General features: G+C 61.2%; 1 protein-coding gene and 1 pseudogene. Both read left to right on the top strand.

Annotated features, from left to right (window positions below):
* Nucleotides 1-15: 15 nt before the first annotated feature.
* Nucleotides 16-5,352, top strand: a pseudogene (locus tag V3587_RS30295) (amino acid adenylation domain-containing protein); the annotation flags it as partial.
* A 93-nt stretch (nucleotides 5,353-5,445) separates the two neighbouring features.
* Nucleotides 5,446-13,940: non-ribosomal peptide synthetase (locus tag V3587_RS30290; RefSeq protein ID WP_317829919.1), on the top strand; the 8,495-nt coding region annotated here is incomplete at its 3' end.

Below are 13,940 nucleotides of genomic sequence, written 5' to 3'. Positions count from 1 at the left end.
GGTTCTGTTGTGGTGGTGGTGTGGCGTGATCAGTTGGTTGCGTATGTCACTGCTGCGGTGGGGTCGTCGGTTGATGTTGATGTGGTGAAGGTGGGTGTGGGGGAGCGGTTGGCGTCGTATATGGTGCCGTCGCAGTTTGTGGTGTTGGATGCGTTGCCGCTCAATGCGTCGGGGAAGTTGGATCGGAAGTTGTTGCCGGAGCCGGTGTTCGAGGTTGCGGTGTTCAGGGCTCCGGTGACGGCGGTGGAGGAGATCGTGGCCTCGGTGTTCGCTGAGGTGTTGGGTGTCGATCGTGTGGGTCTCGATGACGATTTCTTCGAGCTCGGCGGCAACTCCCTCAACGCCACTCGCACGATCAAGCGAATCGCCGACGCTCTCGATACCGAACTTTCGGTTCGAGTTCTGTTCGAAGCGTCCACGGTGCAGGATCTCGCGGCACATGCCGAAAGCCGGACCGGTTCGGGCGGGCGAGTCGCGCTGACCGCTGTCGAGCGGCCAGAGCGGATTCCGCTTTCGTTGGCGCAGCAGCGTATGTGGTTCCTCAACCGATTCGACGGGAGCGCTGCGGCATACAACATCCCGATGGCGCTGCGCCTTCAGGGTGATCTCGATGTCTCGGCGCTGAGCGCGGCCATCTCTGATGTGATCGGGCGGCACGAATCACTTCGAACCGTCTACCCGGAAATCGGAGACGGTCCGGTGCAGGTCGTCAAGCCTGTGTCGAGTTGGTCGGACGAAATCGTCGCAGAACCGACCGGCGTGGACGAACTCGAAGGTGAGTTGGTTGCACTGGCGTCGACGCGCTTCGACGTCACGCGCGAGATTCCGATTCGTATCCGGTTGTTCCAGTTGGCTTCCGACGAATACGTACTCGGTGTCGCGATTCATCATATTTCCGCCGACGGTTCCTCGATGGCGCCGTTCGCTCGAGATGTGGTGACCGCATACGCCTCGCGGGTTGCCGGGTACACGCCGTCCTGGGCTCCCCTCGACGTTCAGTACGCCGACTACAGCCTGTGGCAGCGAGAGGTGCTGGGCAGTGAGGAAGACCCGGGATCTATCGCTTCGCAGCAGATTGCGTACTGGAGCGATGCTCTCGCCGGGCTGCCTGATCAGCTTGCACTTCCCGCCGATCGGCCGCGCCCCGCGACGCAGTCCTTCCGCGGCGGTTACCTGCACTTCGATATCGATGCAGAGTTGCATGCTCGGCTGAGCAGTCTTGCCAGGGCAAACAATTCGACGTTGTTCATGCTCACGCACACTGCGTTCGCGATGTTGTTGGCTCGACTGTCCGGAACCGAGGACATCGCGGTGGGTACGCCCATTGCCGGACGTGGCGAGCGGGCACTCGACGATCTCATCGGCATGTTCGTGAACACCTTGGTGTTCCGTACGCAGATCGACAGCGGTGCGCCGTTCCTCGATCTGCTCGGACGTGTCAGGGAGACCGACCTTCAAGCGTTCGCACATTCGGACGTTCCGTTCGAGCGACTCGTGGAGGTGCTCAACCCACCGCGCTCGACCGCTCGTCATCCGCTCTATCAGGTCGGCTTCCTGTTCCAGAACATGGAAACCGGAGGGCTCGAGCTTCCGGGACTTACCGTCAAGGGCGTCGATATCGACAACGGGGTCGCGCAGTTCGATCTTCAGTTGATCGTCAGTGATCGGTACGACGCCAACGGATCTGCAGCCGGCATCACGTCGATGTTCAGCTACGCGCATGATCTGTTCGACGAGTCGACCGTGCAGGACTTCGCCGATCGATTCGTGCGATTGCTCGGGGAGATCGCGTCGGATCCGTTGTTGACCGTCGGCGACTTCGCGCTGCTGGACTCGTCCGAGAGCGACCGGATCCTGAACCGCTGGAACGACACCGATCACTCCGTCCCGGGAGCCACTCTGGTCGAACTGTTCGACGAGCAGGTCGGTTCGAACCCAGGTGCGGTGGCGTTGGTCGCCGGGAACACGTCGCTGACCTACGCCGAGTTCGATGCACGTGTCAACCGTCTCGCACGCCATCTGATTGCAACCGGTGTCGGTCCGGAGTCGTTGGTCGCGTTGGCAATCGAGCGATCGGTCGAACTGCTGGTCGCCATGTACGCGGTGGTGAAGGCAGGTGGTGGATACGTACCGATCGATCCGAACCACCCGGCGGATCGCATCGAGTACGTGTTGACCATGGCAGATCCGGTCTGCGTCCTCACTGCCTCGACCACTGCGAAGAATCCGGCGTTCGGTGATTCCGTGATCGAGGTGGACACGATCGATCTCGCGTCCTACGCGGAAGCGGCGGTCACCGATGCGGATCGCAGTGCTCCACTGCGGGTGGACAACACCGCCTACGTGATCTTCACGTCGGGATCGACGGGGCGGCCGAAGGGCGTCGCGATCTCGCATCGGGCGGTGGTCAACCAGATTCTCTGGAAGCGCGATCAGTACGGCCTGGACCGATCCGATGCGATGGTGCTCAAGACGGCGGCAACCTTCGACCTCTCGGTCTGGGAGTTCTGGTCGGCACTGACTTCCGGTGCACGACTGGTGATCGCCGAACCCGAAGGTCACAAGGACCCGAGTTATCTGCTCGACCTCATGACGCGGGAGAAGGTCACGACGCTCCACGTCGTGCCGTCGATGCTCGCGATGTTGCAGTCGGCGTCGGAAAATGGCCTTCCGGAATCGCTTCGTCAGGTGCTCGCGATCGGTGAAGCGTTGCCGGCCGCGACCGCGACCGAGTTCGCAGAACTCAGCGACGCGCAGTTGGTGAATCTGTACGGGCCGACCGAGGCCGCGGTCTCGGTGACAGCGCACGTCGTCGGTTCGGGTGATGCGACTGCGGTTCCCATCGGTGCGCCCGAATGGAACACGCAGGTGTTCGTGCTCGACACGCGTTTGCATCCGGTCCCCGTCGGAGTCACCGGGGAGCTTTACCTCGCCGGTGCCCAGCTTGCTCGCGGCTATCACGGGCGCGCGGATCTGACGTCGGAACGATTTGTGGCCAACGTCTTCGGTGACGCGGGTTCGCGGTTGTACCGCACGGGCGACCTTGTCCGGTGGACGGAAAACGGTGAACTCGACTACGTGGAGCGCGCCGACTTCCAGGTCAAGATCCGTGGCTACCGCATCGAACTCGGTGAGATCGAAGCGCTTCTTCGCAAGCAGACCGGTGTGGACTCCGCTGTGGTGGTGGCCAAGTCGGATGCGCGTACCGGTGATCGACTTGTCGGCTATGTCGTTCCTCAAGGCGGGGACAGCATCGATGTCGAAGCATTGAAGCGGACTCTTGTGGCGGAGTTGCCGAGTTACATGGTGCCGGCGGCGTTGATGGTGTTGGACGAACTACCGCTCAACATCAACGGCAAGGTCGATCGCAAGGCACTGCCCGACCCCGAATTCGAGGCGACCGAGTTCCGTGCGCCGACCAACCCCGTCGAAGAGATCGTCGCAGGTGTGTTCGCTGACGTACTCGGTGTCGCGAGGGTCGGACTCGACGACGATTTCTTCGAGCTCGGCGGAAACTCTCTCGTCGCGACGCAGGTCGTGTCGAGGCTGGGTGAGGCGTTGGATGCGCAGATTCCGGTCCGTGTGATCTTCGAGGCGTCGACTGTCGGTGCATTGGCGTCGAGGGTTCTCGAACACGCGGGATCGGGTGGCCGCCCACCGTTGGTGGCTCAGGTGCGTCCGCACGAGATTCCGCTGTCGTTGGCGCAGCAACGTATGTGGGTGCTCAATCAGTTCGACAAGACGTCGGGTGCGTACAACATCCCGGTCGCGATTCGACTGTCCGGCGCACTCGATGTCGACGCACTTCGCTCGGCGGTTTCGGATTTGATCGAGCGACACGAAGTGCTCCGGACGGTGTACCCGGACCAGGGCAACGGACCGGTTCAGATGATCGTGCCACGCTCCGCGGCGACCGTGGGCCTGGAAGTGATCGCAACCGACGAAGCGTCGGTCGCCGAACAGGTGGCTGACACAGTTCGCGAGGGCTTCGATGTCACGACGGCCGTTCCGTTGCGAATCCGTCTCTTCGAGGTCGACGAATCCGAGCGGGTTCTCGTCGTGGTCGTTCACCACATCAGTGGCGACGGCTTCTCGATGGCTCCGTTGATCAGAGACACCATGGTCGCGTACACCGCACGTACCGGCGGGGAGACGCCGGAGTGGGCTCCGCTCGAAGTGCAGTACGCCGACTACACGCTGTGGCAGCGTGATGTCCTCGGATCGCCGGAGGACGCGAACAGTCAGCTGGGCCGTCAACTCGCGTACTGGGTGAACGAACTCAAGGGCATTCCGGAGCTTCTGGAACTGCCGACCGATCGGCCGCGGCCGGCGCGCGCGAGCATGCGCGGTGCGGAATTCGAGTTCGCGGTCGATTCCGAGACCACGGACCGGCTCGCGACGATCGCACGGGAGCAGAATTCGACAGTCTTCATGGTGGTTCACACCGCCCTGGCCGTTCTGCTGGCGAAGATGAGTGGATCGAACGACATCGCAATCGGAACACCGATCGCAGGTCGAGGTGAGCGAGCTCTCGACGATCTTGTCGGGATGTTCGTCAACACGCTGGTCCTGCGAACGGAGATCGCTCCTGCTTCGACGTTCGTCGACCTTCTGGCGCACGTGAAGGACAAGGACTTGTCGGCATTCGCCAATGCCGACGTACCGTTCGAGCGGTTGGTCGACGAACTGGGGCGAGAGCGCTCTCACGCATACTCGCCGCTCTTCCAGGTCATGCTCACATTCCAGAACATGGCTCTCGGTACGTTCCAACTCCCGGGTCTCGAACTCTCTGCGGTCGACAACGGTTTCGACCAAGCGATGTTCGATCTGCAGCTCACCGGTATCGAGCAATTCGACGATGCCGGGGTGCTGTCCGGGCTGAGGATGCGTTTCACCTATGCGACCGACCTGTTCGACGAATCGACCATCGCGCTTTTCGCGGCGCGATTCGGGCGGGTGCTCGAAGAACTGGTGACCGATCCCGAGGTCGTGATTCGTACGATCGACATCGTGACCGAGCAGGAACGCGAGGAAGCGAGCGCTGCCGAGCCGAAGTCCGCGGCAGATCTACCCGACCTGGCAGCCGCAGCGGCGGCCGCCGATCCTGAGGCAGTTGCATTCACTCACGGTGATCAGGCGGTCACCTTCAGTGAGTTGTCGACCAAGCTCGTTGCCATGCGTACCGCCATGGGAGCTGCTCTGGCCCCCGATGCTCTGGTGTCAGTGTCCCTCGCCGGCCTTGTTCCGGGCATCCTGCCGGCACTCGGCGTCGACGGTCTCGCCACACTTGTGAGCTCGGTGATAGCTGACGCACAGTCGGTGTCAGCGGGCCGTGGGGGTACGGCCGGGTAACATTCAGTATTTGCCCAGTGAACGCCTCCGGCCGAGCAGAACGCTGTGCTCGGCCGGGGCGCACTTCACGAAAGTCAGTTGGAGGAAGTGTAGATGTCCGTCGGTATTCCGGGACCGCAGTCGCTGACGATCGAAGATCTGCCGAAGTTGGTAGCTGCAGTTGCGGCGGTAGATCCTGATCGTGTGGCTCTGAGCCACGGTGGAACCGAAATCAGCTACGGACGACTCAATGACGAGTTGGTCACTCTCGACACCGCGATGGGTGGCGCGTTGGGGGCGGATGCCCTGGTTCCTGTTGTCGTTTCCACGGTGCTGCCAGAGTTGATCGCCAGCGAGGCCGACGGTCTCGGCGCGGTGGTCGACCGGCTCATCACTGACGGCACTTCGGTCGTCGAGGTAGCGTCGGAGTCCGATGCCCACGTGACCCTCGCAGGACTCTTCGACGAGCAGGTCGGGCGGACGCCGGACGCGCTCGCGCTGGCTTACGACGGAACTCAGCTCACCTACGCACAGTTCGACGCTCGAGCGAACCGCCTCGCACGTGAACTCGTCACGGCAGGTGTCGGACCGGACAGCCTCGTCGGTCTCGCAATGCGCCGATCGATCGATCTCCTCGTCTCGATGTACGCGATCGTCAAGGCCGGCGGCGCGTACGTTCCACTCGACCCGGATCATCCTGCCGACCGTCTCGCTTACGTGCTCGAGATCACGAAGCCGACGGCCGTGCTCACACGTACGGCCGATGCAGTGGTACTCCCGCTCGGGACTCCGACGCTCGACGTCGACACTGTCGACTTGTCCGTTCACGCCGAGACAACCGTCACCGATGCCGACCGGTTGGCGCCGCTGCGCGCGGACAACACTGCGTATGTCATCTTCACGTCCGGATCGACCGGACGCCCCAAAGGCGTTGCAGTCTCTCACCGTGCCATCGTCGCGAACCTGCAATGGCGCCAGGCCGAGTACGGATTCACTTCCGACGACGTGATCTTGCAGAAGACACCTTTCACTTTCGACGTGTCGGTGTGGGAGTTCTTCTGGCCGCTGCAGGTCGGTGCATCGCTGGTGATCGCAGAACCGGACGGACATCGTGATCCGGCGTACGTGGCTCGCACGATGATCGAGCGCGGGGTGACGGCGGTGCACTTCGTGCCGTCGATGCTCGCAGTGTTCGTTGCCGAACCCCTTGTCGCGCAGGTCGAAACCCTTCGCTACGTGTTCGCTTCCGGTGAGGCGTTGCCGGCTCGGACCGCGGCACGTCTGCGCGAGGTCAGCAGTGCTGTACTCCACAATCTGTACGGCCCGACCGAAGCTGCCGTCGACGTGACGTACTACGAAACCGGTGAGCGAGATCAGGTGTCGGTGCCGATCGGCGCGGCCGTGGCGGACACCGAGCTCCTGGTGCTCGACGACGCGCTCCGGCCGTCGCCTTCAGGAGTGGCAGGAGAGCTCTATCTTGCCGGGATTCAGCTGGCCAGGGGATACGTATCGCGACCGGATCTCACGGCAGACCGTTTCGTGGCTCGGCCGGGCGCTACCGACGGATCGCGGATGTATAGAACCGGAGATCTGGTGCGCTGGCGAGGCGTCGGAGCGAACCGCCAGCTCGAATACATCGGCCGAACCGACTTTCAGGTCAAGCTCCGCGGTCTGCGCATCGAGCTCGGTGAGATCGAGGCGGCACTGCTCGACTGTGACGGTGTTTCCCAAGCCGTGGTGGTCGTCCATTCGGACGAAACGATCGGCGACAACTTGGTCGCGTACATCGTCGGCGAGGCTACCGATTCAGCGATTCTGACGTCGTCGCTGGGTGAACGGCTACCCGAATACATGGTCCCTGCCATGTTTGTCGAACTGGACGAGTTTCCGCTCAATGCCAGCGGCAAGCTGGATCGAAAGGCCTTGCCGGCGCCCGAATTCGTGTCGAAGACGGTTGAGTACCGCGAGCCCGCGACACCCACCGAAGCCGGTGTGGTCGCGATCTTTGCCGATCTACTCGGACAGGATCGGGTAGGGGCAGACGACGGCTTCTTCGAACTGGGCGGCAACTCGTTGCTCGCCACCCGCGTGGTTGCGCGTATCAATGCCGAACACGGCATCTCCATCGACATGCGTAATTTCTTCGACGCACCCACGGCCGCGGAACTTGCCGTCTTCATCGACGAAGCGAAAACTTCAGAAGACCGCAAGGTTCACGTTCCCCTGATTGCTCGCGAGCGCCCCGAGTTGGTTCCGCTGTCCTTGGCGCAGCAGCGCATGTGGTTCCTCAACCGATTCGAACCAGAATCGGCAGTCGACCATATTCCGGTCGCGCTGCGGCTCAGCGGAGCGCTCGATGTCGATGCGTTGCAAGGCGCACTCGAGGATTTGATCGAGCGGCACGAGATCCTTCGGACTGTGTACCCGGAGGTCGACGGCGTCGGATATCAGCGCCTGGTCGACATTGCAGCCGTGGTACCGAACCTGACTCCCATACAGGTAGACGAGTCGGCGATCGTCGAGCGCGTAACCGACTTCGTCACTCCGGGATTCGACGTGACCACCGAGGTTCCGATTCGGGCGGCGCTTTTCCAACTCGCCGCCGACGAGTTCGTCCTCGTGTTCGTCGTCCATCACATCAGCGGTGACGGGTTCTCCATGGGACCGTTGACCAAGGACATCGTTACGTCCTATGTGTCTCGGACACAGGGAATTGCGCACGATCTGGCTCCGCTGCCCGTACAGTTTGCCGACTTTGCACTGTGGCAGCGCGAAGTTCTCGGCAGTGAAGACGACCCGGATTCTCTGATCACTCGCCAGGTCGACTACTGGCGCCACGCGTTGGCCGGTATCCCCGATCAGCTCGATCTCCCGTCGGACCGCCCGCGTCCGCGCGTCGCGTCGAACCGGGGAGCCGGGCACACTTTCACGATCGAGCCTGAGCTCCACCAGGCTCTCGATCGAATTGCGCTGGCCAACAACGCATCATTGTTCATGGTGTTGCACAGTGCCGTGGCGATTCTGCTGGCGCGGTTGTCCGGGACTTCGGACATTGCGATCGGCACGCCGGTTGCCGGTCGAGGCGATCAGGCTCTCGATGACCTCATCGGGATGTTCGTCAATACGCTCGTGCTCCGAACCGATGTTGACGTCAACATGTCTTTCATCGACTTGATCGCCCGTATTCGAGACATCGACCTCGATGGATTCGGTAACTCTGACGTTCCGTTCGAGCGGTTGGTGGAGGTGCTCAATCCCTCGCGATCGCAGTCGAGGAATCCGCTGTTTCAGGTAATGCTCTCGATGCAGAATCTTGGGCAGAGCACGCAAAGCAGCCTCGAGGTACCGGGATTGACCATCTCTGGGCTTGATGTCGATTCGGCGACAGCCAAATTCGACTTGCAGTTCACGATCTGGGAGTCCGACGCGACTGCTGCGTCAGGGGGCCTGAGCGTGGCACTCGTTTATGCGACGGATTTGTTTGACGAGGCGTCGGTGAAATCATTTGCGGGTCGGTTGACGGTGATTCTTGAAGCGATTGCTGCGGATCCCACGGTGGTGGTCGGCGATATCGATTTGCTCGACGCTGCCGAGCGTTCGGATGTTTTGGGTTCTTGGATGGTTCCTGGTCTCGAGGTCGAACCCGGCACGACGTTGGTGTCGATGTTCGATGCGAGGGTTGCGGGTGAGACTTCGTCGACTGCTGTGGTCTTCGAGGATCGCCGGTTGTCGTTCGGTGAGCTGGATGAGGCGGCAAATCGGTTGGCGCGCAAGCTGATCGAGTGTGGTGTTGGTCCGGAGTCGTTGGTGGCGGTTATCTTGCCGCGGTCGGTCGAGTTGGTAGTCACGTTGTTGGCTGTGGTGAAGGCCGGCGGTGGCTATCTGCCGATTGATCCGACGTATCCGGCGGAGCGTATCGCTTTCACGCTGGCGGACGCGCGTCCTGTGTGCGTCGTCGCTGCAGGTGATGTCGTCGATGTCGAGGTGCCAGTTCTTGATGTGATGGCGTTGGACTTGGCGAATTACGACGGTTCCCCGGTGGCGGACGGTGATCGTCGTTCTGCGTTGCGTGCCGATGATATTGCCTACGTGATCTATACGTCCGGTTCGACTGGGAAGCCGAAGGGTGTGGCAGTCAGTCATCGGAATGTGGTGGAGTTGTTTGCGAATGCTCAGCCGCGGTTCGGTTTCGATGGTTCGGACGTGTGGACGTTGTTCCATAGTTACGCGTTCGATTTCTCGGTGTGGGAGTTGTGGGGCCCGCTGCTGTACGGCGGCACTCTTGTTGTGGTGGATTACCTGACTTCTCGCTCGCCGGAGCAGTTCCGTGAGTTGGTAGCGCGTGAGCGGGTGACAGTGCTCAATCAGACTCCTTCGGCGTTCTATCAGTTCGCCGAGGCGGATCGGATGGCTGGCGATTCGGCCGGCTCGTTGTCGTTGCGTCATGTGATCTTCGGCGGTGAGGCGCTGGATCTGTCTCAATTGGTGCGTTGGTATGACCGTCATGACGATAGTTCGCCGCGATTGGTGAACATGTACGGGATTACCGAGACCACTGTGCATGTGTCGTTCTCGGCACTCGATTCGGTGATGGTTCGTGAGGCAACTGGTTCGGTGATCGGCCGGGGCCTTGGTGGGCTGTCGGTGTTCGTACTCGACGATCGGCTTCGCCCTGTGCCGGTGGGTGTTCGAGGCGAAATGTATGTCGCTGGCGGCCAGCTTTCGCGTGGGTATGTGGGTCAGCCTGGGTTGACTGCTGGTCGTTTTGTTGCGAACCCGTTCGGCCGCAGCGGTTCCGGTGATCAGATGTACCGGACGGGTGATATTGCGCGGTGGAATGTCGATGGGCTGCTCGAGTATGCGGGCCGAAGTGATTCCCAAATTCAGTTGCGTGGGTTCCGGATTGAACTCGGCGAGGTCGAGGCTGCGTTGTTGCGGGTGCCCGGGGTGGCTGGCGCTGTGGCGGTTGTGCGCTCGGATGTTGCGCTCGGTGATCGACTCGTGGGGTATGTGGTCCCCGAGGCTGGTGCGGATCTTGTTGCTTCCGTTGTGTCGACGAGGGTGAGCGAGTTCTTGACCGGGTACATGGTCCCCGATGCTGTGGTGGTGCTCGAAGAGCTTCCGCTGACGGTGAACGGTAAGTTGGATCGGAAGGCGTTGCCGGAGCCGGTATTCGAGGTGCGGGAGTATCGAGTACCCGCGACTGATACCGAGGTGGCTGTAGCGGGCGTCTTTGCCGACGTTCTGGGGGTCGAGCGTGCCGGGTTGGACGATGATTTCTTTGCTTTGGGTGGCAATTCGCTCGTAGCCACACGATTGGTCGCCAGGCTCGGGCGAGCGCTCGAGACGACGATCCCCGTAAGGATTCTGTTCGAAAATTCGAATGTCGAGTCTCTGGCGGCGGCGATCTCGTCACATGTCAGTTCCGGGAACATTCCGGCACTAGTCGCAGGACCTCGGCCCACGACGATTCCGTTGTCACTTGCTCAGCAGCGCATGTGGTTCCTGAGCCGCTTCGACCCCGAATCGGCCGTCAACAATATTCCGATTGCCTTGAAAATCAACGGGGTCCTGGATGTTTCGGCGCTGAGGCATGCGATCTCGGATGTAATCGAACGCCACGAATCGCTCCGGACCGTCTACCCGGAGCAAGGTGGACAAGGACAGCAGGTAGTCCTCCCGTCGTCCGAAGTGCCGGTTGAACTGACACCGAAGGTCATCGACGCCTCGCGCGTTCACAACGAACTTCTGAGTTTCGCGCTCCAGGGCTTCGATGTGACGTCAACGGTTCCGGTTCGGGTCGGGTTGTTCGAACTTGCCGAGAATTCGTACGTTCTGGCCTTCGTTGTGCACCACATCGCAGCGGACGGGTTCTCGATGCGTCCGTTGACTCGGGATGTCATGGTTGCCTACGCAGCTCGGGTTTCGAACGGTGTTCCGAATTGGACTCCGCTCGAGGTGCAGTACGCCGATTATGCCCTCTGGCAGCGGGAGGTCCTCGGCGACGAGGACGACCCGGATTCGTTGATCTCGGCTCAGTTGGACCACTGGCGCTCCGTCCTCCGCGACTCTCCGGAATTGCTTGCGTTACCGGCTGACCGCCCCCGTCCGGTCGTCGCCTCGAATCGTGGCGCTACGTACCGCTTTTCCGTCAGCGAAGAGCTTCGGTCGAGCTTGGACTCACTCGCACGTGAGCGGAACGCGTCGCTGTTCATGGTGATGCACTCGGCCCTCGCCGTGCTTCTCGCAAGATTGTCCGGTACCAGTGACATCGTGATTGGTACTCCGGTTGCCGGGCGAGGCGAGAAGGCGCTCGACGATGTGATCGGTATGTTCGTCAACACGCTGGTCCTGCGGACTCCCGTAGACCTCTCGAGTACGTTTTATTCGTTCGTCTCGGCAACGCGGAGGACCGACCTTCAGGCGCTCGGCAACGGCGATGTTCCGTTCGAGCGATTGGTCGAGGTGCTGGACCCGACCCGATCGCAGGCACATCACCCGCTGTTCCAGGTGGCGCTGTTCTTCCAGAACATGTCGCAGGATGCGTTGGAGCTTTCGGGGTTGGAGGTGTCGGGCCTCGAGTTCGATGCGGGTATCGCGAAGTTCGACCTTCAACTCACTCTCGCTCCCCGCGTCGAACATGCGATCGAGGACGGTATGTTCGCCGAGTTCGCATACGCCACAGATCTCTTCGACGAGTCGACGATTCATGGATTCGCCGATCGGTTCACCAGGATCCTCGAGCAGGTGGTCGTGGATCCGTCGATCACCGTGGGTGACATCGAACTGTTGGAGGAGACCGAGCGCGAGTCGCTGTTGACTGCGCGCAACTCCACCGCACGCGACGTCGGGAACAGTGAGACATTGGCTTCGCTGTTCGACACTCGCGTTGCGTTGGCACCCGATGCGGTTGCCGTGGTGTTCGACGGCCAGTCGCTGACCTATGGCGAGTTTTCGGAACGTGTGAACAAATTGGCACGCAAGCTGATCGACGATGGTGTCGGGCCCGAATCGTTGGTGGCATTGGCGATGCGACGATCGCTTGATCTCGTAGTGGGTATGTACGCGGTGATCGCCGCGGGCGGAGCCTACGTGCCACTGGATCCCGATCACCCCGCCGAGCGGATCGGGCACATCCTCACGACGGCCGATCCAGTCTGTGTGCTGTCGACGACGAGGGATGCTTTCGTAGCGCCGAACGGCGCCGACGTGTTGTTGATCGACGGTGTCGATCTCTCGAGCTATTCGGCTTCAGTCGTTTCCGATGCTGATCGGCGTGGTCGACTGCGTGATGTGAATGCCGCCTACGTGATCTTCACCTCGGGATCCACGGGGAAGCCCAAGGGCGTTGCGGTCTCGCATCACGCCATCGTGAACCAGGTCCTGTGGATGCAGGATCAGTACGCCATCGGCACGGAAGACGTCTATCTGCAAAAGACTGCAACGACATTCGACGTCTCGTTGTGGGGATACTTCACTGCGCTTTTGTCCGGTACGAGAGTGGTGCTGGCGTCTCACGACGGACATCGAGATCCCGCGTATCTGGCTGGTCTGATCGAAGATCATCGGGTGACGTTGACGGACTTCGTCCCGTCGATGTTGACCGTCTTCGCGACGTCGGTTCCGGAACACGCATTGGTGTCGCTGAGGGACATATTCGTGATCGGTGAGGCATTGCCGCTCGAGACGGTGCGTGCATTCGCTCGGGTGTCCTCTGCAGGTTTGCACAATGTGTACGGCCCTACCGAGGCTGCGGTCTCGATCACCTACTACGAGGTCGACGGATCGGAGTCGACAGGTACTCCGATCGGTGTGCCAGAGTGGAACTCGCAGGTCTACGTGTTGGATAGTCGGTTGCATCCGGTGCCGGTAGGCGTTGCAGGTGAGCTGTATCTGGCCGGTGATCAACTTGCGCGCGGTTATGTCGCGCGACCCGATCTCACCAGTGATCGCTTTGTCGCGAACCCATTTGTGGAGGCGAGCGACACGAACGGTGAAGTCAATGCCGGTGGCAGTCGGATGTATCGCACCGGGGACCTGGTGTGGTGGAACACCGCAGGCGAGCTCGAGTATGTCGGGCGTACCGATTTTCAGGTCAAGTTCCGTGGTCAGAGGATCGAACTGGGTGAGATTGAGTCAGCTCTTCTGGCGCACTCGACGGTAGCTCAGTGTGTGGTCACTGTGGCATCCACCGATATGGGCGATCAGTTGGTCGCGTATGTGATCGCTGTCCCGGATTCTGTGGTCGACGTAGAAGCCCTGAGGAATGCGCTTCCTGAATCGCTACCTGTCTACATGATTCCGAACGTGATCATGATCTTGGACGAGTTTCCTCTGAACTCCTCTGGGAAGTTGGATCGGAAGTTGTTGCCGGAGCCGGTATTCGAGGCTGCGGTGTTCCGGGCCCCGGTCACGCCGGTAGAACAAATTGTCGCTTCTGTTTTCTCGGCGGTACTCCGGGTCGAGCGAGTGGGTCTCGATGACGACTTCTTCGCACTCGGCGGAAACTCTTTGATTGCTACTCGAATGGCAGCTCGGTTGGGGCAGGCGCTCGATGCGCAGGTTCCGGTGCGGGTGTTGTTCGAGGCGTCGTCGGTGGAGTTGTTGGC

The sequence above is a fragment of the Rhodococcus sp. IEGM 1306 genome (assembly GCF_036541985.1).
GTDB classification, from domain to species: Bacteria; Actinomycetota; Actinomycetes; order Mycobacteriales; family Mycobacteriaceae; genus Rhodococcus_F; species Rhodococcus_F qingshengii.
Note: the sequence above shows the minus strand (reverse complement) of the source record. Positions and strands in the feature narration are given on the sequence as shown.